Source organism: Kordiimonas sp. UBA4487, assembly GCF_002389025.1.
GTDB classification, from domain to species: Bacteria; Pseudomonadota; Alphaproteobacteria; order Sphingomonadales; family Kordiimonadaceae; genus Kordiimonas; species Kordiimonas lacus.
This window is the reverse complement of record NZ_DGNR01000012.1, coordinates 326,065-351,834: the sequence shown is the minus strand read 5'-3', so window position 1 is coordinate 351,834 and position 25,770 is coordinate 326,065. Positions and strand designations below refer to the sequence as shown.

The window sequence follows — 25,770 nt, the reverse complement described above, 5'->3', positions numbered from 1 at the left end:
CATATAAGGAAGACTTAAGACCCGCAGCTTTCGCGGATAATCAGGTCCGTCGGCAGCGTGGAAGACTGCACATCCTCGCCTTCCAGCATGCGCAGCAATTTGGAAACCAGAAGCCGCCCCGCCTTCGTCACGTCCTGGCGAATGGTGCTGAGCGCAGGGCTTGAATAAGCCGCCACAAGCACATCATCATAGCCAATCACGGATACGTCCTTGGGCACATTGATGCCGCGGTTCGCCAGCGCCTTCATGGCGCCGATGGCGATCATGTCCGACATGGCAACAACGCCATCAAACTCGACGCCCTGCTCCACCAGCACATCCACCGCCTCCATGGCGGATTCCGGATAGAAATGCGCAGGCCTGACGAGGCGTGGGTCAAAGGCGATGCCGTTCTGATCAAGCGCCTCACGGTAGCCTTCCTGCCGCAACTTCATCTCAGGCCCTTCACAGTCGCCCACGAAGGCAATGCGCGTGCGCCCCATACGGATCAGGTGATTAGTGGCACGGCGCCCGCCCTGGCGGTTATCACTGCCGACCGAGCAATAGCGCTGATCCGGGAACTGTGCACCCCAAGTCACAAACGGCACACGCTGTGCCGCCAACTGGTTTAGCTGTTTGTGCATTGTGCTCTGCCCCAGCACGATCAGGCCGTCGCACCGGCCACTGGCCACAAGGTTTGCAGCGCTGTGGTAATCGGTCATCGTCAGGTGCGAAATCAGAAGGTCGCAATTCTGTTCCTTGAGCGCGTCACCGATACCGCCAATCAGGTCCAGCGTGAAGGGGTCAGACAGGCGCGTGTCGCGGCCCTGCGGCGGCGGGATCACGATGGAGATCGTCTTGTCTGCATCCTCGGTATAGACCTTGTCGCGCAGGCGGCCGTTGTAGTTATTGCTTTGGGCTAGCGACAGGATCTTCTTCTTGGTGCGGTCCGATACCAGCGGGCTGTCATTCAGCGCGCGCGACACAGTGGAAATCGACACACCGGCAATTGCGGCCAGATCCTCCAGACGGTGAAGATTTTTTTCTTTTTCGTCGTCACTCATGCTGTCACCCCGAGTTGCATATTTTTGCAAAATTTTCTGTCGTATTCTTTCTTATCCCTGTTTTAGCAAGAAATTCCATTATTTTGGAAGCCTTTTATTTTTGCAAACAGAGGGCCGATCCTGCCCATTTCCGCCGTCAAATCACCACCAATAAAAAATGTTTTTTTGAATGGCGGGTATCACTCACGCGCGGCGTCATAGTCCTAGTAGACCACCCGAAGGGGTGAGAATTTCTGGGTGCCCTGGCCGCTCAGGAGGCAGCAGCAAGACCTTGCACTCGAGAGGGCTGCTGATGGCCGGACAGATTGGGCACCCGAAATCACCAGAAGGTCGGCGAGGCTGGCGCCACAAGACCCTCTGGTAGCGCGGACGACATTACCATCGATGGGGGTCATGGTGATGACGGCCTGTGGGGCGGCGCCGGGGAGTTATCCTCGGCGCGTCCGCTGCTTGAAGACGATTTCCTCATCGGGCTGAGTATGGATAATTTTGTCCAGCTTGCGATCGAGCTCTGGCCCGTAACCTGGCCCCCCGTTTCCCTCTTTGGCGGGGGGCCATTTTATTTTTGCTTATGAGCGATATTGCGAAATCTTTTGACATCTGGAATGGTTGGCACCGGTATGGCGGCGCGGAAGGCGCCGCATTTGTCAGGGCGACCCTTTTGGATACTGGAACAAAATCAATATTGCTGGAGGCGTTCCTGGAAAAACGCCCGGCACTGAAGCGATTTCTGGTCGCGCGGTTTCGGGATGAAACTGTCGCCGATGATCTGCTGCAGGACCTGTATCTGAAGCTGGAGCGCATTGAGGATGCCTCAGCCATCAGTAATGTTGGCGCCTATCTGTTCCGCATGGCCAATAATGTGGCGCTGGACCACCGCCGTCAGAAGACCCGGCAGATGGCGCGCGACAAGGCTTGGGTGGATGTCAGCAGGGCAGACCAGGGCGGTGAAAGCGTTGACGAAGGCCCGGCTGCAGACCGCGCGATTGAAGCCAAGCAGAAGCTGGCGCAGGTATCAGAAGCGCTCAAGCAATTACCGCCCCAATGCCGCAAGGTATTTGTGCTGCACAAATTGAAGGGCAAAAGCCACCGCGAGGTTAGCGAAAGCCTTGGGATTGCGGTCAGCACAGTGGAAAAACACATGGCCAAGGCCATGAAGTTCCTTGTCCTGCACCTGAAGGACAAGGATTAGCAGCTGGACATGGCGGGTGGGTGCCTGTGGTGGCGTCTTAACCCTGAATAGGATTGATTTGAGCCCCCAGGGCTCGTGAAGGCAGTACAGACAGATGACCAAAACCGATACCAGTTTCCTGACGGACGAGCGGCTTGACGCCGCTGCCCGCTGGCACGCGCGCCTCACTGGCGACAGCGTGACGGAGGCCGACTGGCTTGCCTTCACAGACTGGCTTGAAGCCGATGATGCCAACCGCCTGGCCTATGACCATGTGGAAGACCTGGCCCTGATGGTTGAAGAGGACGCTGATGTGGTGGCGGCTTCCGTTGAAAACACTGAAACAGACACTGGCACCGTAATCGATGCTGCTTGGCGCTGGACAAAGCCAAAGGCGTGGGCCGGAGCAGCTGCCGCGGTGGCCGCAGCCCTGCTGGTCATGATCGGCACCAATTTCATGGCCCCGGATGCGCAATTTTACCAGACCGGCCTGGGCGAAACCCGGCTTGTGACGCTCGAAGACGGCACGACTGTGCAGCTGAACACCAACACGAAAATCGAAGTTGCCTTCACTGGCGACGTGCGCCAGACAGCCCTCGCGTACGGTGAAGCGCTGTTTTCCGTTGCCAAGAACCCGGACCGGCCTTTCCGGGTAGGCCTGGGCGACCGTTCTGTGCAGGTGGTGGGTACCCAGTTCAATATCCTGCGCCACGACAGCCAGCTGGTTGTTACCGTGGCGGAAGGCATCGTGGATGTAGCGCCGACACAGGTGATCGAGGATGAAGTCCAGTCAGACGCGCGGGAACGTCTGCGGGTCGGCGACCAACTGGTTGCCTATGAAAAATCCAGTGAAACCCGTGTCCAAAAAGTCGACGCACGGCAAGTCACCGCGTGGCTTGAAGGCTATCTGGAATATGAAGACGCGGCGCTGCATCAGATCGCGCGGGACCTGAGCCGCTATTTCGGCGAACCCATCGCCGTGACATCCAGCGCGAGGGATATCAACTTTTCTGGAATCCTTAACATGGGTGACAAGCAGACCGTGCTTGCGACGCTTGAACAACTGCTGCCGGTTACCGTAAAACAAACGGATGGGGCAATCCTGATCGGTCGCAAGGAGTAGCATGTGCGCATAAATGGGAAGACAGCTTCCGCTGCGGTGCTGCTGGCCTGTTGCCTTGCCGCGCCGCCCGGAGCTGCCACAGCATCCGACACCAGCCATTTTGAGATAGAGGCCATGCCGCTTGCCGAAGCGCTGGCCTCTTTCGCGCGTCAGGCGGGCATTTCCATCGGCCGCCCACCCCTATCATACCGGGACGGCAAAGCGCACGCTCTCAAAGGCGACCTGACTGTTGAAGAAGGCCTCACACAGCTGCTGCAAGGCACCGGCTTCACGTTCGAGGTCGTGAGCCCCAGCGTAGTCCGGGTGTTCCGTGAACCAGCCAGGGAAAAAACAGTTCCGAAGCCGGCTGCCAAGGCGCAAAGCGAACCCTTCGTGCAGGAGATCATGGTCTCGTCTCTGAGACGCACTGATAACCTGCAGAAGCTGCCTTACGGTATCAGCGCCATCGGCGCCAGCACCCAGCAGCAGCTTGGCCTGAAAACTACCAACGCGGCCGCCCGCCGGATTGCGGGCATGCATGCCACAACGCAGGGCGATGGCCAGAACAAGGTGATGGTGCGCGGGCTGTCAGACGGGGCATTCTCTGGCCGGGCGCAATCGCTCGTGAGCACCTATTTCGACAATACGCGCCTGACCTACAACGCGCCCGACCCATCGCTTCGGTTAGTGGATGTCGAGCGCATCGAGGTGCTGCGGGGCCCGCAGGGCACGCTTTATGGCTCGGGCGCGCTCACGGGTCTCTACCGGGTGGTCACCAAGAAACCCAATCTGGCGGAAACTGAGCTCACCGCCAGCGCAGGCCTTGCCTGGACCAAGGGCGGTACGGCCTCACGCAATCTATCCGGCATCGTCAATGTCCCGCTTGTCGAAGACCAGATGGCCATCCGCGCCGCGGCCTACTTCGAGCATGAAGGCGGCTATATCGATGACCTGCGGCTCGGGCTTGATAATGTCAACCAGGCGGACACCTATGGCGGGCGGCTTTCGGCCCATCTGAACCTGGGGCCCAACTGGCACCTGCTCGCGGGTGTCACCCTGCAGGAAAACGACCGCGACGACAGCAATTATTATGATGTCGAGCGCAGCTTCAGCAAGCGCGGAAACTATGTGCAGGAACCCAGGAAAGACAGTTTCAGCCAGGTCTATGCCACACTGGGCGCGGACTATGGCTGGGGCACGCTTGAGACCACCTTCAGCTGGACAGACCGCAATATCGACGCCACCTTTGATGGCTCGCTGGCAGTGCCGAAACTGGTGCTGATCGATGTGGTCGCCAGCCCCTTCACCATGAACCGCGATATCGCGACGACCAGCAATGAGACGCACCTCTCGTCCAAGACCGGGGGGCGGCTTGAGTGGACCATCGGGTCCTTCTGGTCGAAGAGAAATGAGCGGATCAATTCCAACCTGGCGATCCCCGCGTCCGTCATCTGGCCGGATGAAGAAGGCGATCTGGATATCTATACCGAAGACCTGACCAGCACCCTCAAGGAAGCGGCGCTGTTTGGCGAGGTGACCTATTTCCTGACCGAAAAACTGGCCGTCACCGGCGGTTTTCGGTGGTTCGACTACCGCGAACGCGCGTCCTCTGACCTTGTCGACCTGGGCCTGTTCCTGTTCGCGCAGACCGAAGGCGAGCAGAAGAAATCCGGGGTCACGCCCAAGGCGGTGCTGGCCTACCACCATACCAAGGACCTGATGATCTATGCCCAGGTGGCGGAAGGCTACCGGCTGGGCGGCATCAACCTGGCCGGACCCACGCCGATCGGGGGTGGCGAAACAGTCGCGACCGAGCTGACGAATTACAAATCCGACGCGCTGACCAACTATGAAGTGGGCTACAAGTACCAGAGCCCCGACAAGGCGCTGACCACGTCAGGGGCGGTTTACGTGGCCCTGTGGCGCCGTATCCAGAGCCAGCAATTCAGCTTCGAAGGCCTGCCGGATATCGACAATGTCGGCAACGCGCGGGTGATTGGCGCCGAGTTCGAGCTGGCCTACCGCCCGGCCTATGACTTTGAGGTGCGCGCGCACCTGTCCGCGAGCGACAGCGAACTCACGGACACCACCGCTCGTTTCGGGGCCGAAATTGGTACCCCCCTGCCCGCGGCGCCGAAGTTTTCTGCGGGTGCGTCGGTTTACAAGGAATTCACCGTCCACGACGACCTGCGGGCGAGCGTGAGCGCGGACTATAGCTATGAAGGCGGCGCGGACCTTCTGTTCGAGAGCGATTTTTCGCCGGAAATGGACGGCTATCACCTGGTAAATGCGCGCCTCAGCCTGCAGAAAAACAATTGGTCGCTGACCGTTTACGGCAACAACCTGATCGGCGACACATCGAATGTTTTCGCCTTCGGCAACCCGCTCAGCCTTGAAGTGATTGAGGGCGAAGACCCGGATGACCCGAATTTCGTGTTGGTTTCCACGGGGTTACACGCAACACCGCTTCGCCCGCGCACGTTCGGCGTGGAGCTGGGCTGGCGCTTTTAGGCGCTTCTAGTCGAACATCATCTTCTTGGTATGGCGCTCAAGCACGCCGTGGGGGACCTTCAGCGCCCGCGCCCAGGCGCCGATATCACCGGGGTGAGCCTCCATGGCGGTGCGGATGTCGGCGTCTGAGATATCCTCTAACGTCCTGACACTATTGGATTTTTCCATCAAACCATAGAGCGCGGTGCGGGAGACATTCAGATGCTCTGCCGCCTCCTTGATGCGCCAATCGGTGGCATCCAGCGCCGCGAGCATCTCGGCTTCCGTCACGCTCGCCGGCGCGCGGTAGGACGGCTTCGCTTTGGGCACACCTGAGGATTTTGGGCCCATTTGGGGCACACCCGTAGGGCCCATTTCAGGCACGTTGAACGCGGGCACCTGCCCGACGGACATCTGCTGCACCGCGTTTCTGAGTTCCCGCACATTACCGGGCCAATCATGCAGCACCATGGCGGTCATATGCTCGGTGAAATCCGTGGGCGCGGCACCGAACGACCCGGTGTCGAGGAAATGCTTGATCAGGATGCCAATATCCACCCGCCGGTGACGAAGCGGCGGCATCTCGATCACCATGCTTTCAAGGCGGCGGAGGAGCGGCTGCGAGAAATCGTCCGCGCCCAGGGGCCGGTCAGTGGCCGCGAGCACCCGCGCGCCGGTGTACCTGAGACGGGTTTCCCCCACCCGGCGGAATTCGCCGGTCTCCAGCACGCGCAGCAGCATGGCCTGCAGGTCCGCGGGTGTATCGCCGATTTCATCCAGGAAAATGGTGCTGGCGTCGGCCGTTTCGAAAAAGCCGACCCGGTCCCTGACGGCGCCGGTGAAGGCCCCCTTGGTGGCACCGAACAGGTCCGCCGCACCAAGTTCTTTTGAGAGCGTCGCCATATTGATCGACACCAGGTTTTCAGCCGCCCGGTCGCTGGCCAGATGGAGCGCCTGCGCCACCAACTCCTTGCCGGTGCCGGTTTCACCGCGGATAAGCACCGGAAGATGTGTCGGCGCAACCCGGCTGATCGCCCGCCAGATGGCCTGCATGGCCCCACTGACCCCCAGCAGCCGGCCTTCCGGCGGCGCGGGCGCGGCCTCCGCAGGGCTGAGGAACAGGGAGAGCACAATGGTGCCGGCCAGCGTGATGATGATATCGTCGCCGAGCGCATCGAGGCTGACGGTCACGGGCGCGGTAACCTGATGGCCGTTCACCAGAACCTTCATCTTGCTGTCTGGCGGGGTGATGGAAAACTCGCGCGGGCCCACCCGCTTGATCTTGACCTCGGACCGCGAAATCCGGCGGTCAGCAAGGGGTTCTTCGCTCACGCCGCGCTTGCGGAACTGCGGTGCGTTCCGGGATACACTGGCCTCAGTCGCACGGCCGAACATCAGGGGCGCCACGGCACCGATGCGCGAGGCGTCAGGGTGCCAGATGATCCCCAGGCTGGGCAGCAGAATTTCCCGCCCGGGGCCGCCGGTGCGCGCGCCTTCCACCGATACGGTTTCGTCCATCAAGCCGTATTCACCGGTTTCGTCCTGCATGCTGCCCTCTCCCCGCTCACGGACCTGATGCACTGTCCTTGAAATGTCATCATCCTGCGCGTAAAAGCAATATTGTCTACTTTTGCGTGCCTCTATAGCAACTTAAGGCGATATAGCAGGCAGGTCAAAGGGGCGCGAGCCTTTTGTGTGGGGGCTGGTGCGCGGGGCAAAAAGTGCGTGGCTCGGGGGAAGTCTATTTATGGCTGAGGCAATCGGCAGGTATCAGCTTGGCGAAACGGTGGGCAAGGGCGCTTACGGCACGGTTTACCGCGCCGAAGATACGCTGCTGGACCGCTCTGTCGCCATCAAGCTTCTGAACAAGTCGGTGTCTGACGGTGCGGACCCGAAGGCCAGCCTTGTGGAAGCCAAGACCCTGGCGAAGCTGAACCACCCCAATATTGTGACGCTCTATGAGATTTCAGAGCATGACGGCCACACCGTCATGGTGATGGAATATCTGGACGGCGAACCGCTGAAAGACTACCTGACGCGCGTGAACCCAACGTTCGACGACCGCCTCGCGCTGGTGCGGCAACTGGCCGACGCGCTCCGGGCCAGCCATTCACTCGGCATCGTGCACGCGGACATCAAACCCGGCAACATCATCATGAGATCTGGTGGGGTTCCGGTGCTGGTGGACTTTGGCCTGGCGAAAACCGCACCCACCGCCAATGACATGGAAACCCTGACGCGCGGGTCGCTGGGGCAAAGCCTGATTTTGGGCACGCTGCCTTACATGGCGCCTGAGGTGATGAAGGGCGGGAAGCCCGATGAAGTGTCTGATATCTTCTCCTTCGGCGCGCTTCTGTATGAAGTGCTGACGGGCGAGCGCGCCTTCAAGGCGGGATCGGACGCCGAGATCGTGCACCTGATTTTGAACGAGGACCCAGCGCCGGTATCAACCCACGCGCCGGACGCCCCCGCCTGGTGCGCCAACCTGGTGGCGCGGATGCTATCCAAGGAGCGCGCGGCCCGGCCCCAGACCTTCGCGGATGTTCTGAAGGCGATCGACAGCGCCGACCCCGGCACGCCGCTCCGTGACCGTAAAGCGGCAGACAAGGCCAAGCGGTTGGTTTCCTTCAAACGCATCGCCGCTGTGGCCGCCATTGCCATTGCGCTGGGAGCAGGCTTCATCGGCTCCCGCTACATGGGTGACGAACCCCTGACCGTCAGCGGCCGCATCGAGGCAGGCATGGACCGCCTGCGCCACAGCCAGGAAAAAGGCGCAATTGAGGAAGCCAAGGCCTATTTCCAAAGCATCCTGACCGAAGACCCGGAAAATGCTGCGGCAACAGCGGGCTACAGCCTCGCGCTGCTGAAGGAATATGCCAATGTCGAGAGCGACCCGGCGACCCTGAAGAATGCGAAAGCGGCTGCGGAACTAGCGCTGAAATTGGATGACCAACTTTCCCTCGGCCATGTAGCCAATGCTTGGTCAGATGAATTCCAAGGAGAGCTAAATGAAGCCGAGAATGCATATAAGCAAGCTTTGGCATTAGACCCGACCAATTACTTTGGGCTGTTTGGCCATAGTAGATTGCAGATGATGCGCGGAAATATCGATGCAGCTGTCAAACAATTCGAACATGTCATAAAGTTGTACCCTACTGACAGCAGATCACTGACCTATCTCGGCGATCTATACTTCAAAAAAGGTGATCAACAAGCCGCAGAGAATGTAACCCGTCGAGCTATTGAGTCCCAGCCTGACAATGTCAATTCATACCGGACGCTAAGCGCGATACTTTTTGCGCAGGGCCGAACAGTTGATGCTATAGCTATTACTCAGAAAGGGCTGCAAGTCCGCTCTGACCCAATGCTTTACAACAATCTTGGGTCATTCTATTTTTCCCTTGGCCAATATGCCCAATCTGCTCAGGCCTTTGAACGCGCCATTGATGCCCAAGGCAACAGCCACAACTATTTCCTTTGGGCCAACCTTGGCGATGCATACAGCATGCTTCCTAATAAGATGGAAGACACAAGATTGGCATATCGCAGGGCTATTCAGCTTTTGACTGCTCGAATGAAGCCAAACGAAGAACGGCCAACACTACTGAGTCGTGCAGGCCTTTATTATGCCAAAGCTGGGGAGCCCGCCAAAGCCCTTGAAATGACCAAACGCGCGCTCTCGCTTGCCCCCAACAGCAGATATGTTTTGTTCCGTGCATCCGTTGTGCAGGAACAGGCCGGTAACCGTGCAGAGGCCTTAAACCTTTTGGTAAAAGCAATGGCTGCTGGCCACCCCGTCAGCGAGATTGAAAACGAACCGTTTCTGGCGTCCCTTCGGGAGGACCCGGCCTATCACAAACTTCTTGCCAGCCAACCATCAAAATAAGGCACGCATCTTGCTGTATCCCCATTGTGGGGTGGCAAGGGCCACGAAGTTTCCTGAGTTCCGAGTTGGGCACCTGCCCCCATTTGACAAAACAGTTTAATCACAGGGGAGTCTTTTTATGACCAAGCAAAAGAACGACTATAAACTGAGGCTGCAGTTCGACGGGGACCAGATTTCCGACGTGCTACTGTACCGGTTTGAGCATAACGGCAAGGACGCTATGACCAAACAAGGCCGCTACACCGGCTGTATCCAGTTCAATGCGGGCGACACCATTGAGGTGGAAGTCACCATGACCGCCACACCAGATGAACTGCGCAAAGTAAGCAACATGCAGGTGATCAGCCTGGACCTGGTATCCCAACCCAATGTGCGGCATGAGATTGAGAGCTTCTCGCCCTTTGAAATGGATCAGGTAACCAAATGCCTGGTGGGCGACTGGAGCGAGCCGACGCAGTCCACAGACCCGTCCACTGGCATCAGCACCTGGGTCAGCACATGGTCAGGTGACACGCTCACGGTCGTTGCCGAAAAAGGCTTTTGGCAGCTTTCAGGCTTCCTCGGTGTGGCCGTATACCAGAACATGGGCGACGACATCGTGCGCATTCCGCGCGTGCTGAGCTTTGACCCAGAAACCGGTAGCGGTGGCGGTGATAATCCAGACTGATGCACTGCCCAAATACACCCACAAAAGCGGGCGCTGCGGTGCCCGCTTTTTTTATTGCCTGCCGCTCATCCGCCCCGCCTTCAGACATGTTAGGCGTGTCAGACACGCATCAAGGGGTGGGTCCGCTCTCCCTCATCTTCGTCACTCGCCGACCTGATCGGCGAGTCCATGTTGGATGGCATGACCAATGGATTCGCCGGTCAAGCCGGCGAATGACGACAGAGTGCACCAAGGCAAGTGTCGGGTCCGGGGTGACGACCGAGCCCCTTCCCCAAACAAAAACCGGTGCGGCGGTTTCCCGTCGCCCACCTTCCCCATATAAAAACCGGTGCGGCGGTTTCCCGCTGCACCGGCTCTCACGCCCCGTCCCTCGATTGGGGGTCAACAGATCTCGCTGGCGAGACCATGGGCGGGGGTGACTTCCGCGAGCTTTGCGCCCAGTTGCTTGCCTTCCATGCCGACGCTGACGAAATCACCGTTGGCGTAGGCGATATCCACTTCCATGCCCTGGGCGGTCAGCACCGCTTCGTGCCAGGCTTCGGCCATATTCTCGAACGCGGCCTCGGCGCCCGCATAATCATCAGCCTCAAGCGCCTTCTGGGCCTGGGTGCAGTGGGTGGTGGCACGCTCGATCTCCGCCGCAACAATAAGAAGCGCCTCGCAGATGGCCTTGCGCTGGGCCAGCACATCCTGGGCATGCATCATCAGGCCCGCCAACGCGTCTGCCGTGGCACCGGCATGAAAGACGGCTTTTGCCGCCTCGCACAGGCTGTGATAAAGGGCCTGCGCCCGCGCCGCCGATTTCTGCAGCAGCTTGCCGTCCATGCGGATCGTGTCTTCGCCCACCTGGGCGACCACAGATACAAACGGCACCTTCTTCCACGGCATCTCTGTTGAGATTTCCGCGTGCGCCACGCGGAAGCGGTCACCGGTGCGGACACCGTTTTCAATCAACTGCCAGGAAGCCGCGCGAAGCTGCATCGCCAGATGCCCACGCTGGCCCTCAAATGCATGAAGTTGCGCCAGGTCCACCTTGCGCGCTGTCTGGGCGCGGACTTCACCGGCCAGCTTCTTCAGCTTCTGCACCGGCTGGGTCATCTTGTCGGCATAGTCGCGGATGCTGGCTTCCAGCGTCAGCACCTTGCCGGCGCTGCTGTTGAGGCTGAAATAGGCTGTGTCTGCCTGAACTTTCAGGAAATCCGTCGCCTGCTTGCGGGCGTCTGCGGGGGCCGCGCTGTCGCGCAGCAACGTGAAGCAGTTCCGCACCCCAACCGGGTTCTTGCAGATGATCTGTTGCTGGCGCTTCAGGTACATGGGCACTTCAAGAAGCGGGTCCAGCACCTGGTTGACGAACCTGTAGGCTGCTGTCTTGGCCTCGCTGTAGCGCTTCTGGAAAGCGTCCGGCAGACCGCGTGATGGTGCCGGGGCTTCAAGCGCCGCACTGGCGTGCAGGACAACCCCCAGGAGCTCCTCTTTATACTCTGACGCCAGGTCATGGCCCAGGCCCCGTTGCATTGAAACCAGTGGTGCATTCATTGTCATCGTCCCCTCAAAGTGTCGTCGGTGATCTACCCCGTAGGACTGGCGATTGCAGGGGGCATGCCAATTATAAAATTCATTTATTTCAATGACTTGATGGATGACCAGGAGGACCTGCACCTCCCATGTCCGTGTCGGACACGTCTGACACGGACTGGACACGCGTTTGCGCGGCCAATTGAGGGAAAATTCACACGAAGTCCCCGGTTTCCGCGGGGCCGCCTGTTGGCATGCTTCCTGCTGATAAGGCGCCATAATGCGAAAACGCCAAGGCAGAACCGGGCCGCCAAAACGGACGGGCCGGGTCCAGGAGAGTTGAAATGAATATGTTGGCTAAATTCACCCTTGCGGATGAAGTGATGGAGATGCTGCTTAAAGACCGCCTGACCAGCGCGGGTGACAAGGTGCTCCTGAAGCTGACATACAGAAGCGGTAACGAGCAGGGCGAGACCGGCTATCTGGGATACCGGCCCAATTCGCGCCGCCTGTTCTGTTTTGTGCCGCACAAGGATCAGGCCACCAGTTTCACCCGCCTGAATTTCGAGGGTGATACCGACTATCTGGAATGCCAGATCGCGGGCCAGCCGCACTATCTGGACTATCAGGCCGAAGGCGGCGCCATTTTCGCCAACCCGAACCGCTTGTGGTCGGTTGGCTGGCGCATGGAGGACGGCGCGCTGGTGGTCGGCAGCGCGGAAAGCCAACCCTTCGCCCTGTGCCCGGATTACGAGCCGGTGATGATGCCGGTGCTGTATGCGTCCCTCAGGCTCACGCCTTTCCGGGTGTCGGTTGTGCCTGCCTGAGGTCAATCCAATCGATGCACGCCATTTATCAGGGAACCTTTGCCAGGGACGAAGGAAACTGTTTCCGGCAACAGGGCGCCCTTCAATCGACCTGGAACTGATGATGCGACCGCGAGGCAGCTAGAGGGTGGATCGCAACATATTTAACTGATCACCCCAAGAAATGACGGCGGCCGACCTATAACGCCTTTCAGGCCCTATATAGCTTGTATCATTGGCAATACGGCGGTCGGGACCGCTGTAGCTGGTATGCTGGACAATGGGCCGTCCATCGGTCATGGCTAACGAAATAGCCTTCATAAGCCCTGTTACAGTGAAGGGCATCGCGACAACTTTGGTTGCGCCGGCGTCGCGTGCTTCCAGAACTCGCTCCCTGCTCGGCATTTCAAGACCATATATTATTGGAGCAATCGCCATGGGTTTATCCGTCAGACGAATAAATCGTGTAAAATCAGCGCCCCCAAGTTTTGGAAAGCTCTCATTTGTTACAATAATATTGTAGGTTTCAGTAGCCATCAGGTTGGTCGCCCGCCGATTGTCTACTGCCATGGAAGAACTAACTCCATAGCTCAGCAGCATGTGCTTCAACCCCCGAGCGACTTGTTCGTTCTCAAGCGCGAGAAGAACACGTAATCCATGAATCTTTTTTTGATGCAACTCCCCCTCCCCGTGCATTGCTAGTGGGTGATGTCAGTCATTCCCAAACAATCTTCTGGCCACTGCAGCATTCCGAACGTCGTCAAAATTGCTCTCATGGGTGGCCGGTGAAACATTTGGTGCAGTGAATTTCACCGGCAACAGCCCTGCCATCTCAATGCGGCAGGCTCTTTCCCCAATGACCAACCATGCCAGAACAGCCAGAACCAGACCGAGGCTTCTCTCAATAATTCAGCGTGGGAATGGCTGTTCTGGCATGGCTTGCCATGAGCAATCTGGGAATGCTTTTTAGACGCTGCTGCCAGATCAGAAGCCTGCACTCAGTCCGGCAACAATCGCGCCCTTACCAATCCCTTCAACAGTCGTATCAACATAGGACACACTCAGTTCAAACCGGTCAAACGCATGGGTGAGACCAAGGCTCCAGTCCCATTTTTTGTCACCGAAAGCGCCGTCTTCGTATGCCACGTGACCAGCAAGCGATAGCGGTGTCTTTGCTATCGGCATGCTCAGGTCCAGATACAGATATATGTTGTCTTTGTTGCCGACATTTTCCTGATCCCAGACAAATGCAGCACCAAGCGTCCAGTCGACCGTATCCTGTACTGTCCCGCCAACCGAGCCATAGAGCTCGACATAGTATGTTCCCGAGGAACCGGGATAGGTATAGGCCAATAGGCCGATATCAGTGGAAATCCCTTCAATTTCAGAGGCATAGCCGGCATAAATATCGAATTCGAACTCTGATCCCCCGACCGGCTCGATGGAGCTACCCCAAGTGCCGATGTAAAAGCCGCTCTCGTGCTCAAGGTCAAAGCCGCCTTGAATTGCCGGATCATGATCGGAAAGGCTCAAACCGCGGAACCTATATTCGCTCACAATCGCGGCATTGGCTGACAGACTGAAGCTACTGCCGTCGTCTGCCACCACCTTTGGACTAGAAAAAGCGCACGCGAGAATACCAAACGCTACAATCAGGATAGCGACACGCGGCGACGTGCGGTCATGTGGAACTGCATTAGTCCAGGCATTTATTGTCATCATCATAGGCTTCCCTTCTTGGCTTTTGTGCATGGCTGCAAAACGTCACTGCCCACCAATGGTTAGCGGGCCATAACGCTACGAACGCTACTCAGGAACTGTTCAACAGAATGCTTGATAGTATCGGATACACTGGAAACTTGCTCCGAGGCCCCAAGGACCTGGCTGGATGCAGCCATCGTCTCAGAGGCGCCCTGGGCGACACTTGTAATACTCTTGTTGACCTCTTGAGTACCTGTTGATGCTTGCTGAATGTTGCGAGCGATTTCGTCGGTAGCTGCTCTTTGCTGCTCGACTGAAGCAGCTACAGCACTTGCAAGTTCGGCGGTTTCCTTCACGGCCTTCTGGATTCCGGACATAGAAAGCGTGGCTACCGATGTTCTCTCCTGTACCGATCTAATTTGGTGCTCAATCTGTTCAGTCGCCTTGGCAGTCTGGCCAGCAAGCGACTTCACCTCTGATGCAACTACTGCAAAACCTTTTCCGGCATCCCCGGCTCTTGCAGCCTCAATAGTGGCATTCAAGGCAAGGAGGTTTGTCTGTTTCGCGATATCGTTAATTAGCTGGACCACTTCCGTAATGGCGGTTGAGGCAGCTTCCAGCTCGTTCATAACGGAACTGGCTTCCTCCGTTTTCTGGGCAGCGGCTGCATTGGCATCGGATGACCGAGAAATTTGCTTTCCGATCTCGGAGATGGAAACGCTGAGCTCCTCAGTCGCACTTGCTACTGTCTGAACATTTACCGTGGCTTCCTCAGCCGCAGATGCCACCGAAGAAGACAGTTCATTGGTGTGCTGTGCCGTATTACTCATGGACTGGGCCGTGCTCTCCAATTCAGTAGCTGCTGAAGAAACGGTTTCCAGCAAGTCGGCCGTCTTCTGGTCGAAATCCAGGATTAGGTCTGTCATTTTTTTCGCAACAGCTTCCTTGGCTTCTATTTGTTCGCGCTCGCGTGCCAATTCAGCCTCTCGCTGCTCTGCTGCTGCTCGTTCACGCTCCGTCTGCCGTTCGGCTCTGGCTTTCTCTTCAGCTTCGGCTTCTTCACGCAATCGGCGCCGTTCAATCAGGTTTTCTTTGAACACCTGAACAGTCGACGCCATATCGCCAATTTCATCCTTCCTTTCTCTGCATGGCACATCAACGTCGGTATTGCCCTCAGCCAGCTTAGCCATCGCCGCGACCATGGTATGAATGGGGACCGTGATGCTGCGCGCAAACAGAAAGCCGATCCCAGCCATGATGGCCGCAGCCAAAACGGCAATAAGCACCATCATCCAGGCAATGCCGTTTACCGGCTTTTCCATCTCGGCCACATCAATCTCGCCAAGAAGTACCCATTTGGCGCCCAGGAATTCGAGGGGGATGTATGCAGAAACAACGTCAACGCCCCGATAGTCCTCAATAATGTCCACGCCGGTTTTGCCACTTAAACCAGCATCAACAGTCGCCCCGGACACGCGAGTTTTCAAAATTGTGCTTTCTTTGGAGAAGCGGGAATCTGAACGCATGAGACGATCTTCACCTACGATATAGGTCTCACCAGTTTCACCCATTCCCTCAGTCTTCTGCATAATGTCATTTATGCGATTGATCGGCATCTGATACACGAGAACGCCCGCTGTATTACCGTTTTCATCAGGGATTGCCGTCGAGATAAAGCTGGCTGCGGCGCCCTGGCTGGGCGCATAAGGTTTGAAATCAAAGAAACTTTTGCCCCCTCGCGCACCATTTTTGATGGCAGCTCTATAGGAGTTGGCGAGATCAGTTGATCGCCATTCACCGCTGTTCATATTGGTCGCATAGTCCAGTTCCTTGAACACGCTGTAGACAAGGTTTCCGTCTAGGTCGAACAGAAAGACATCATAATATCCCCGCGCCTGCTGCAATTGATGGAACCAAGGGTGAAAATTCACATGAGCAAGGCTGTATGCAGTTCCATCACCAACGTCGTACAATTTGTCTTTTTCGCCCGTTGGATGAGGGTTGTTCGTAATATATTGTTGCTGCAGGACGTTTTGCGGGTTTCCGTCAATATCTGCCCAGGCAGCACTAAACGCGCGCAGGGCCGTCAATGTATTTTCATTTTCAGCAACCAACTCCAAATCTTCCTGAATGGAAGAAAGGTAGCCGGACAGCTCTGACTTTCTGGCTCCCAGAACTGCTTCCAGACGGCTCTTTACTTGCTCTTCCAGTTCGGCTCCTGCCTGAAAAAAAGCAAATACCGAGACAGCTGCCGATGTGAAGGTCACAAACAAGACGACTGCCAGCGGTAGTCGTGTCGCAATTCTTTGACCACCCAAATTCAACATAAGTGCGCTCCTTAAGTGGCATAAAACTGGTACCGGGGTTAACCGGACGCGGGAATCTTCACGGTCCAGTCCGGAGTGAAGTGGCTTTCAGCCACTGGCTGGCCCGCTTGCTGACCAAATTCAAAATCAGCAAAAGACACATCGATTAGTTTTCCGAATCTCAATTCCCTGGACGACAAGTCACTGCCTTCAGTGTGAGGCTGTGCCGGCAGCACGGGACATAACCCTGCCGTCATACATCTTTTGTCGTTTCCACGGCCCATGGAACATACGCTGCTACATCCCAGCAACAGCATCTCTCCGTCTGTGTTGGACCTCAGGGGTGCGTACAGGCTGCACAGCTGGGCATAGCGCCCATAAGGCGTAAGAAAGGAACGGCGAATACGGCCAAAACAGGGGGTTTCACATACCGTGTCGTAGAAATATTCATAGTGCGCCCAAGCGTCTGAAGGCAAAATTTCGAAGATATTTTTACCGGTAAGAGGCGTGCCGATCGACTCGTCAATGGCAGACCCCACAAGGGTTGGCACCATGACCCTTGGCTTTATATATTTCCCGATGGAAAGCCAAGGTAGGATCCTTTGAATATCCTTCGGATGGATTTGGGCTCGGGAGGGTATTTGGCCATCCTGCACCAAGCTAATATAATAGCGTATGAAATGGTTAAACATATTGTCTGGAGGCATAGGTATACCCGCCGTAGATAAGCCACTCATACATACGTCACTCTGTTTTCAAGCTTCTTTCCTGAGATCGGCAGAGCAAAACCTCCGCCCTGCTCTCGCAAACTCGGCGAGGCGCCAAGACCCGGAAAACATGGCCAAAGGCCTTCAATTTTGGATGCACGAAGACGCATTGATTATCCTTTAGTTTAGCCTCCTTTGCGAACAAGGAGGTGTAACCAACCAAAAGTTTCAATGACGACCTCTAGATGAGATTTTTGGTATCGAATAGTTCACAATGTGAACCAAAAAACAGCGGATAAAACTAAAACCTTAGAACCAGCTCATCCAGCAAGCCTGACAGCTTAAGCCGCTCCAGCCAGTGGCTTACCAAATTGACGATGTCCCTATTTCCTGAATAGAAAATACGATCTCTTTCAATTGCGGCCCACAAATTAAGCTCTCGGCTCCAAACGCTTTTGACTGTCTTGAAGTCTAATACCAAGTGAAGATCAACGGCCAGTCCTCGATCTATGTTGCAGAGCTCAACCCCTTGAGGCCGAACAACAAACCACCAATTTCGAACCAAGCCTGAGGCCCCTGATATTTCAACGCTAATGACACAGCTTTGAATATAGCGGAACGACGCTGCCGCCAGGGCGCCAATGGCATACATCGTGCAGTGCACTTGCCAATCGTCAGGCTGATATAGGTGCTCAATTTTCTTCTGCCCCCAACGGCTCATTTCAGAAATAATTGGCGCGAGCTCCATGCCACTTTCTGTCAATTTATATTCTGTGCCTTTGGCGCCAGTCTTTTCCACAATTCCTGCTGATTCCAGATGGCGCATTCTTTTCGCCAGCAAAGCGCGGGAAATACGAGGTATGTTTTTGTGAATTTCGTTGAAACGCCTGCACCCGCAAATCAGTTCGCGAATTATTAGCGGGTTCCAAGGCATGCTTATGATGTCAGCTGCCTGTGCAATAGGCCCTGCTTTTAAGTCAAAAGAATCTATATTCATGTACGCGGCACCCTCAACTAACTTTCCTCCTTTCCCTGTTCATCGCTTTTTTCTGTAAAGAGGACTGTGTCCTGCAACACACCGTCTCAAAGCAGAAGCGGGCGATCTACTGTACTCAAGGTGCACTTGCCATGAATCCTCCACCGATCAGCATATGTCCGACGTCCAGGCCACACGGGTGCCTCGAAAAGCTTAACCAAAGATGGTTAAACCCACCGAGAAAACAGGCTGGGTACGTAGCCTGCTCACAAGCCGCCAACGGCAGAATCCGATACCGTGAACAGCGAACTGTTTTGCCGCATCAGCCCTTCAGCGTTAAGCGCCATAAAAGCCAGAAAAGGTTCTTTTCTGCCATTTTGATGTCATCCGGAGAATGTCATGGCTGGCTGGTCTCAGGGTGAACGCGTGCCGTCATGAGAGAATTACTCTTTAAATTTTAAACAACCAATATTGTTCACTTAAATTTAAATACCTTTCGATGGGAAGCGCGTCAATATTTTGATGAACAATAGCGATCACTTAAATTCAATAAAGATCTGACCTCACCGAAATAACGAGCTGCCACACAAACACGCCTGCAACAGACAATCACCAAAACCGTCAACAGCCTCGCTATTTCTGCCGCCTGCCGCCAGCCGCCTGTCGCCAGCTTTTAGCCGTAAGGCAGTCCAGGTTATTTGGCGAGTTCACAATGTGAACTGGCCACTCTGTTCAACCAACCTGATTGAAGGAACTGCAGGCGCGCTTACGAACGAGACCTTATTGGCGGCCTCTCCGAAAGCAGCCGCGGTGTGCTCAGCATCGGTGCCGGCACCGGCGCGATGGAGGTGAAACTCCAAGAAATAGGCATCGATACCCACCCCTATTGGGGTCGGCCTGTCTTCTTGTATGGAAGAAAAGCTGGAACCTGCTTGCGATACTGCCGATATTCATCACCCAATTCATCAATCAGGTCAGCTTCCTCAAAGGGCGTTGCTGCCATGACATAGGCAAGCACCCCAACCGCGAACACAAGATGCCCCAAGGTAAAATGTGGTGTCAGAAACGGCATAATCATCCAGCCTAGGCTTATTGGGTGCCGGACCAGCGCGTACAGAAAACGGATGGACATTTTCTTGCTTTCAGCCGGAGCCTTGCGGAACTCCGTCCATGCGCGCGCCAATCCAAAAAAGTCGAAATGCCCAAAGTGGAAAGTTGCAGCCAGCATCATGCACCACGCCAACCCATAGGCACCATAAAACGCCACCTGACCCCAATGTGCTTCAACATGCCAAATCGTGATTGGAATTGGCTGCCAAAACCACACCAAAGCTGCTGTGGCACCAGCCGTGACCAGCAAATATGTTGGTCTTTCGATCGGCGAAGGCACAAACTGTGTCCACCAGCGCTTAAAGCTGGCCCTGGCCATGATCGAGTGGAGAAGCCCAAATGCCATGATAAGAGGCAAATCGATGGCACTTGCCATCAGCGGCGATAACTGGTTCCCGTCACTGATGCCTTTAGGGACCGCAAGGTCGATCAGGAACCCGAATATATAGAGCAAACTGGCCTGCCCAATCAGATAGCCAACGATTGCATAAACCAGGAACAGAGTTTTCTTCATTTTTTTCGCTTTCGTGTCAGTGAGAATGCCTGCCCTGAAACAAGGGCGCGCCTCTACCAGTTTTTCTTGTTGTTTGCATGCGTGCGCAAGTAACCGCCTGCCTCGTGGTAGTGGTCATAAAAGTCCGTATCCAGCTTGTGGGCTTGGAGGTACATCATGGTAAAGATGGAAGGTACAGACGCAGGAAAGCGCCCGTATTCATCATAGATATATTGCGCCATCACGCTCACGCATTGGCGGAACTCCTCGGATACTGGCGCTGCACTGCCGCGAGCTGCTTCGGTGTTTTTGTATGGCCCTGACGTCTGCTTGTTAAAAGGCCCCCCTTTGCCGAACTTCCGGTCAATCACTGAATCAACCGCAGCCCTCATGTCGGGGAAGTGTGGCGGGCAATGGCCTTCGAACACGCCTTCGAGGCCAGTAACATTCGGAAGCGGCCATCGGTCGTCCAAATCATAGGAGAAACCAAGTCCTGGCACCGCGGGGTCACCACTGGCGCCCAGAACACTGAATGGATTTACGCCCTGATACATCCAACCGCCCAGGCCAAGAGCCTGAAGCATCAGCGCCCCACTATAACAAGCCGTAGAGGTCTCCACCGTCACCTCGGTTAAGCTCATCTGGTCCACGAATGACATTGGATATGGATTGCCGATATCAACAAGGCTTTTGAATCGGTCTAGACCCGGGATTTGCTTCCCTTTGGTGTCATCATATATGCAGGCGCCATTTTGAACCAGATAGCATAGGTTCAGGATATGGTGCTGCGCTAAATCTGCGACGGGGATAATGAAGGTGCTACCAGGAACATTGGCACACCATTCATTGTGCATTTCCATATGCTCCGGCGCTGCCGGAATATTCAGGCGGCCATCGGCAAGTTTGACAATGCGTTTTTTGTGCTCTTCCAGGTAACCATTCAGATCCGTCTCACCATTTTCGCCTATCGCCTTGGCTGAAGGCATATCGCGCGTGGGAAGGTAATAGACGCCATTGTCATCGGTATAGAATATGTCCGACGTATGGAACCCCGCAGCGGAGGGGAAGGTCCGCCCACCACTTGCGCCGGCATAGTTTGGAATATTTGGCAGGTAAAACCGATTGTAGGGTATCAGATTGGACCAACCAGTATTCCCCCCAACCGTCGTCAGCAAAAGCATTTGCTCCAACTCGCTAAGCGGCTTCGCTTCATGTTTTGACTGATATTTGAAGGGCCCGTCAGGGATTGATGCCCCAAGGGCAAATCGCCGGGAACGCCTGCCATGGATCGCCTCAATGAGGGGAAAACTGACAGCTTCGTTCAAGCCATCAGGAATCTTGTCAAACTGGTTAAGCAAAATACGTCCTTTCCTGGCAAGCTGTTCACCGCTCGCTCTTCCACCCAAGCTGGACAGAAGCAGGCCGCCTCCCAACATGGAGGCACCCAAAAGCTTTCTTCGAGAGACTTCAAACATGGCTGGCTTCAATCCCTTACTTGTCGTGACTACAACTGTTGGTCTTGACAAAGGTGTCATCTGGAGCCGGAGAATGTTAGTGCGATAGTTGACAAGAACGTGCCATTTGTGCCATTTCAGCCATTATGCCAGTGCCGACATATAAAAATGAGCTTTCCATCAGCCTGGTGGCCGTGCCGGAGTCCTCGGCTGCGGTCCTGTATAGCTTGCATGAAGTTTTCGCTGCTGTAGGCAGCACTTGGGAACAGTTGACCGGGGCTAAAACACACGCACGGAGAATCTCACCTCGCATTGTCGCCAAGTCTGAAGGCAACCTTCAAACGACAATGGGCGTGACAGTCACAACCAGCCATACATTCAGCGACATGCATTACAGCAACGTTGTGATTGTACCGGACCTCATGATAAAGCCGGGCTCCCAACTTTCCGACTTGTGGCCCGAGGCAACGCAATGGATCAGAGAGCAATATAGACATGGCGCTGTAATTTGCTCAGTTTGCACGGGCTCGCTGATGTTGGCCGAAGCCGGCATCCTGGACAATCAAGAGGCCGCAACACACTGGAGTGCCCGACGTACGTTTGCGGAATGCTACCCGAAAGTTCTACTGAAGCCCGAACGCGTCCTACTGCCCACGGGCGAAGCCCACAGGATTGTTACGTCAGGCGGCTCTGCGTCTTGGAACGATCTGGTATTATATCTGATCGCTCGCTTCTGCGGCGAAGAAGAAGCAAGACGCATCGCGAAAATATTCCTGTTCGGCGACAGGGGCGAGGGGCAGCTTCCGTTCACCGCGATGGTGCGCCCCCGTCAGCATGAGGACTCTGTTATCGCAAGCGTACAGTCCTGGGTGGCTGATCATTACGCCACCCCTGCGCCTGTTGCAAAAATGATTGACCTTTCAGGGTTGGCATCACGAACCTTCAAGAGACGCTTCAAAGCCGCAACCGGCTATACCCCCATTGACTATGTCCAGACATTGAGGATGGAGGAAGCAAAACAGATGCTGGAAGCAACCGATGCCGACATCGACGACATTGCCGAAGAGGTCGGGTATGCCGATTCCAGCGCATTCCGGCGCCTTTTCAAACGCCGGACAGGCGTGTCCCCGCATAACTACCGCAAACGCTTCAAGGCCATTGGCGCAGCAAGTTGACGTATGCCCCGCCCAGGCAAACAGCATGCATCAAGCTTTGCCCATCAAGCCGTGGCCCACAAATCGCGGCCCACAAATCGCGGCATAGGGTTGGCACATATTGCCTCTTATAGTCACAAACAGCCATTAGCATGAGTAGCTAACCGTGCCAGAGTTCCCTTGGTCATTCACCCAAAGCGTGGTGAATGCCCCTGGCTTTTCAAGAGCCTGAGGCGGGTCTCATTGCCGGCATGACTCCTCCCAGAGAAGCGTGACTTCACGGAGACAGCCCCTCCTGCCAGGCGCTGAGCCCCGCCTAAAGCCTTGATCATGCAACCATGCCACACGAAAGTGCTATCATGCCAATGAGGTTGGCCAGCCTGAATTGGCACCAACGGACCCAAACAGTCACAAACAGCCATATTCATTCACGTCCCGCCATGCGATCACTTCCGATAGCAGAAAAGGCGGGGCATTTCCCCGTCCGTCAAGGACGCTGCTGGCGGGTCCCAGATTGGGCATACTTTCCCCAGAAAGCTCTTTTTGAGCACCTTCCCTGCTCAAACCTGAGGCCCGCCCTTCATATGCCTGAGAAGAAGTGTCTGCCTGGGCGGAAACGTCACACCTTTTTCCCCATCGAAATGCCCCCTTCTGGCGAGAGGCAGTCCTTAGGGCAAGCTGCCATTAATACCCGCTTGGGCCAGGAGCGGCCTAAAGGCCAAGCGTGTTTAGGGAGCCGGACTACGTAACTGAGCCGGTCGCAATTGGCGTAGCCGTTTCCGTAGCAAAGAATATTTGCCACGCAGCCAAAACAAACAACACGACATATTGTACCGAAATCTTCAAAAGAAAGTGGCGGAGAGTGAGGGATTCGAACCCTCGGTACGCTTGCACGCACAACGGTTTTCGAGACCGCCCCATTCGACCGCTCTGGCAACTCTCCGCATCGGGGCATGGCCGCTCCGTAAGGGGCGACAGCGGCGCGCACCCTACTCCAACGCTCTCCCCCGATCAAGGGGAAAACAGGGCGATTTTCAGCACGAGGAAACCGCAGGCAAATCAGCCCCGACTTTCACCATAAAGTTCGCATGCGAATTATTTACTGGACTAATTGGTCCAGTATCCTATTTTCTGGCGTATGGAATTTGACGGGCGGGCTGATGGGCCTACCCTCACGTAAAATCTTCAGTTCAATCGGCAAGCAGGACGACAATTCATGGCGCTACCGACACAGTTATCAAAACTCCGTATCCCGGTGATCGGGTCTCCGCTCTTTATCATTTCGAACCCCGACCTGGTGATTGCCCAGTGCAAGGCCGGCATCGTGGGCTCCTTCCCCGCACTGAATGCCCGGCCGGCTCACGTGCTCGAGGAATGGCTGCAGCGCATCACCAGCGAGCTGGACGCCTATAATAAAGCCAACCCGGACAAGCCGGCGGCGCCGTTTGCCGTGAACCAGATTGTGCACAAGTCAAACGACCGGCTGATGCATGACGTGGAAATGTGCGTGAAATACAAGGTGCCGATCGTGATCACGTCCCTGGGCGCGCGCACCGAAGTGAATGACGCCATCCACAGCTATGGCGGCATTGTACTGCATGACATCATCAACAACCGCTTCGCCAAGAAGGCGATTGAAAAAGGCGCTGATGGCCTGATCGCCGTGGCTGCAGGTGCGGGCGGGCACGCGGGCACGCTGTCGCCTTTCGCGCTCATTCAGGAAATCCGTGAATGGTTCGATGGCCCGCTGGCGCTTTCGGGCTCCATCGCCACGGGCGGTGCCGTGCTGGCGTCCGAAGCAATGGGCGCGGATCTGGGCTATATCGGCTCGGCTTTCATCGCGACCGAAGAAGCCAACGCCGACGTGCGCTACAAGCAGGCGATTGTCGACTATAATGCCGACGATATCGTTTATTCGAACCTGTTCACCGGCGTGCACGGCAACTATCTGGCACCGTCGATTGAAGCTGCGGGGCTGGACCCCAAGAACCTGCCGGAAAGCGACCCATCGAAGATGAGCTTCGGGTCGGGCGGTAACCAGGACAAGAAAGCCTGGAAAGACATCTGGGGCTGTGGCCAGGGTATTGGCGCGGTCAAGGAGATTGTTCCGGCGGCCAAGATGGTTGACCGGCTGGCGGATGAGTATTTCGCCGCCAAGGCCCGCCTGGGCGGTTTGGCACAAGCGGCCGAGTAGCAAACCTATAGACAACGCCAGGGCGGCCCCGTGCTGCCCCGGTGCTGCTCCCCCGTGCGGCCCTGTGCCGCCCGGCACCATCCATACCCCGTGGCACCCTGCCCCATAGCCACTAAAATATTGACTCTGGGGCCCACATCCGTATATTGCGCGCGAGTTGGCGGCAGGAGCCTGATTCCTTCCGCCGCTTTTGCTTTTGAAAAAAGCCAGCGGAAACCGCCCAAAGTATGAGGCGCTTCAAAGGGTTAGGCCCATCCGGTTTGCTGCGGCGCGAAGATAGAGAAGGAACATACATGTTCGCAGTCGTAAAGACCGGCGGTAAACAGTACCGCGTAGCCGAAGGCGACGTTATCAAAGTTGAGAAACTTGATGGCGAAGCAGGCAAATCAATCACCCTCGACGAAGTTCTGATGGTTGGCGATGCCAAGGGCATCAAAGTTGGCGAGCCACTCGTTAAAGGCGCCAAAGTAACCGCCGAGGTACTTGAGCAAAAGAAAGACAAGAAAATCACGGTCTTCAAAAAGAAGCGCCGTCACAACTACCGCCGTAAGGTTGGTCACCGTCAGGAGATCACTGTACTGCGCGTGACGAAGATCGCAGGCGCCGCTGCAAAGAAAGCAGCAGCGAAGAAGACTGAAGAAGCAGCGGCTGAGTAAGCGGCCTCGTTAAAGATAAAGGAGTACTCTAATGGCTCATAAAAAAGCTGGTGGTAGTTCCCGTAACGGTCGTGACTCTGAAGGTCGCCGTTTGGGCGTAAAAAAATTCGGTGGTGAAAACGTGATCCCCGGTAACATCCTCGTTCGTCAGCGCGGCACCAAATGGTACCCGGGCGAGAACGTAGGCATGGGTAAAGATCACACCCTGTTCGCACTGACCGAAGGCCAAGTTAAATTCTCCAAAGGCAAAGGCGGTCGCGCGTTTGTTTCTGTAGAAGGCTAAGGCCCAGCATCATTGCTGAAAAGTTTGGGAGAGGCGGGCCAGATCGGTCCGCCTTT

At 56.0% G+C, this 25,770-nt stretch carries 20 protein-coding genes and 1 tRNA gene; 10 read left to right on the top strand and 11 right to left on the bottom strand.

Translation table 11 applies throughout. The annotated features are described in order from the left end of the window. Positions 1-14: 14 nt before the first annotated feature. A complete protein-coding gene (locus B3Z17_RS11105; protein ID WP_068303969.1) occupies positions 15-1,043 on the bottom strand; it encodes a LacI family DNA-binding transcriptional regulator in 1,029 nt (342 codons plus the stop codon). A 571-nt stretch (positions 1,044-1,614) separates the two neighbouring features. Between B3Z17_RS11105 and B3Z17_RS11100 the strand changes: the two genes are divergently transcribed. The 3 genes from B3Z17_RS11100 (at position 1,615) to B3Z17_RS11090 (ending at position 5,827) form a co-directional block, all read left to right on the top strand. Next, the gene (locus tag B3Z17_RS11100; protein ID WP_286829909.1) at positions 1,615-2,235 is read left to right on the top strand and encodes an RNA polymerase sigma factor; all 621 of its coding nucleotides are present in this window, start codon (positions 1,615-1,617) and stop codon (positions 2,233-2,235) included. A 94-nt stretch (positions 2,236-2,329) separates the two neighbouring features. Then, positions 2,330-3,337 carry a FecR family protein gene (locus tag B3Z17_RS11095; RefSeq protein ID WP_286829845.1) on the top strand — a complete coding sequence of 336 codons (1,008 nt, stop codon included), beginning with the start codon at positions 2,330-2,332 and terminating at the stop codon, positions 3,335-3,337. A 3-nt stretch (positions 3,338-3,340) separates the two neighbouring features. Beyond that, positions 3,341-5,827: a TonB-dependent receptor domain-containing protein gene (locus B3Z17_RS11090; protein ID WP_286829844.1), complete on the top strand. Its 2,487-nt coding sequence runs from the start codon at positions 3,341-3,343 to the stop codon at positions 5,825-5,827. Between the two features lie 6 nt (positions 5,828-5,833). On the opposite strand, the gene B3Z17_RS11085 is transcribed toward B3Z17_RS11090, so the two are convergent. After that, positions 5,834-7,354 carry a sigma 54-interacting transcriptional regulator gene (locus B3Z17_RS11085; protein WP_286829843.1) on the bottom strand — a complete coding sequence of 507 codons (1,521 nt, stop codon included), beginning with the start codon at positions 7,352-7,354 and terminating at the stop codon, positions 5,834-5,836. Positions 7,355-7,553: 199 nt separating this feature from the next. Here B3Z17_RS11085 and B3Z17_RS11080 point away from each other — a divergent pair, with 199 nt between their 5' ends. Together B3Z17_RS11080 and B3Z17_RS11075 are read left to right on the top strand one after the other, a co-directional pair. Then, positions 7,554-9,692 carry a serine/threonine-protein kinase gene (locus tag B3Z17_RS11080; protein ID WP_286829842.1) on the top strand — a complete coding sequence of 713 codons (2,139 nt, stop codon included), beginning with the start codon at positions 7,554-7,556 and terminating at the stop codon, positions 9,690-9,692. A gap of 118 nt (positions 9,693-9,810) precedes the next feature. Further along, positions 9,811-10,359, top strand: coding sequence for a hypothetical protein (locus B3Z17_RS11075; protein WP_286829841.1), 549 nt, complete (start codon positions 9,811-9,813; stop codon positions 10,357-10,359). Between the two features lie 381 nt (positions 10,360-10,740). On the opposite strand, the gene B3Z17_RS11070 is transcribed toward B3Z17_RS11075, so the two are convergent. Beyond that, positions 10,741-11,895, bottom strand: coding sequence for a hypothetical protein (locus tag B3Z17_RS11070; protein WP_286829840.1), 1,155 nt, complete (start codon positions 11,893-11,895; stop codon positions 10,741-10,743). A gap of 323 nt (positions 11,896-12,218) precedes the next feature. Here B3Z17_RS11070 and B3Z17_RS11065 point away from each other — a divergent pair, with 323 nt between their 5' ends. Next, entirely contained in the window at positions 12,219-12,701 is a 483-nt protein-coding gene (locus B3Z17_RS11065; protein ID WP_068303991.1) for a hypothetical protein, read from the top strand. Between the two features lie 120 nt (positions 12,702-12,821). Here the strand turns inward: B3Z17_RS11065 and B3Z17_RS11060 are convergent, their stop codons facing one another. The 7 genes from B3Z17_RS11060 to B3Z17_RS11030 all read right to left on the bottom strand — a co-directional run bounded on the left by B3Z17_RS11060 (position 12,822) and on the right by B3Z17_RS11030 (position 21,448). Next, positions 12,822-13,358, bottom strand: coding sequence for a hypothetical protein (locus tag B3Z17_RS11060; RefSeq protein ID WP_286829839.1), 537 nt, complete (start codon positions 13,356-13,358; stop codon positions 12,822-12,824). Positions 13,359-13,664: 306 nt separating this feature from the next. Beyond that, entirely contained in the window at positions 13,665-14,405 is a 741-nt protein-coding gene (locus B3Z17_RS11055; protein ID WP_286829838.1) for a TorF family putative porin, read from the bottom strand. A gap of 56 nt (positions 14,406-14,461) precedes the next feature. Next, positions 14,462-16,708 (bottom strand): methyl-accepting chemotaxis protein, encoded by a 2,247-nt coding sequence (locus tag B3Z17_RS11050; RefSeq protein WP_286829837.1) that lies wholly within the window; start codon positions 16,706-16,708, stop codon positions 14,462-14,464. Positions 16,709-16,746: 38 nt separating this feature from the next. Beyond that, complete coding sequence (locus B3Z17_RS11045) at positions 16,747-17,424, bottom strand: PAS domain-containing protein (RefSeq protein ID WP_286829836.1); 678 nt, start codon at positions 17,422-17,424, stop codon at positions 16,747-16,749. Positions 17,425-17,695: 271 nt separating this feature from the next. Then, complete coding sequence (locus B3Z17_RS11040) at positions 17,696-18,391, bottom strand: winged helix-turn-helix transcriptional regulator (RefSeq protein ID WP_286829835.1); 696 nt, start codon at positions 18,389-18,391, stop codon at positions 17,696-17,698. A gap of 862 nt (positions 18,392-19,253) precedes the next feature. Continuing rightward, positions 19,254-19,994: a methyltransferase family protein gene (locus tag B3Z17_RS11035; protein ID WP_286829834.1), complete on the bottom strand. Its 741-nt coding sequence runs from the start codon at positions 19,992-19,994 to the stop codon at positions 19,254-19,256. A gap of 53 nt (positions 19,995-20,047) precedes the next feature. Beyond that, complete coding sequence (locus B3Z17_RS11030) at positions 20,048-21,448, bottom strand: hypothetical protein (protein ID WP_286829833.1); 1,401 nt, start codon at positions 21,446-21,448, stop codon at positions 20,048-20,050. Between the two features lie 125 nt (positions 21,449-21,573). Between B3Z17_RS11030 and B3Z17_RS11025 the strand changes: the two genes are divergently transcribed. Next, positions 21,574-22,602: a GlxA family transcriptional regulator gene (locus tag B3Z17_RS11025; protein ID WP_286829832.1), complete on the top strand. Its 1,029-nt coding sequence runs from the start codon at positions 21,574-21,576 to the stop codon at positions 22,600-22,602. 832 nt (positions 22,603-23,434) lie between these two features. Here B3Z17_RS11025 and B3Z17_RS11020 read toward each other — a convergent pair. Then, a tRNA-Ser gene (locus tag B3Z17_RS11020) sits at positions 23,435-23,524 on the bottom strand. 273 nt (positions 23,525-23,797) lie between these two features. Here B3Z17_RS11020 and B3Z17_RS11015 point away from each other — a divergent pair. The 3 genes from B3Z17_RS11015 (at position 23,798) to rpmA (ending at position 25,714) form a co-directional block, all read left to right on the top strand. Next, positions 23,798-24,775, top strand: a complete 978-nt coding sequence (locus tag B3Z17_RS11015) for an NAD(P)H-dependent flavin oxidoreductase (RefSeq protein WP_286829831.1) — start codon at positions 23,798-23,800, stop codon at positions 24,773-24,775. A gap of 293 nt (positions 24,776-25,068) precedes the next feature. Beyond that, positions 25,069-25,431 carry a 50S ribosomal protein L21 gene (rplU, locus tag B3Z17_RS11010; protein ID WP_068146946.1) on the top strand — a complete coding sequence of 121 codons (363 nt, stop codon included), beginning with the start codon at positions 25,069-25,071 and terminating at the stop codon, positions 25,429-25,431. 31 nt (positions 25,432-25,462) lie between these two features. Further along, the gene (gene rpmA, locus B3Z17_RS11005) at positions 25,463-25,714 is read left to right on the top strand and encodes a 50S ribosomal protein L27 (RefSeq protein WP_068146943.1); all 252 of its coding nucleotides are present in this window, start codon (positions 25,463-25,465) and stop codon (positions 25,712-25,714) included. The last annotated feature ends 56 nt before the right edge of the window (positions 25,715-25,770 follow it).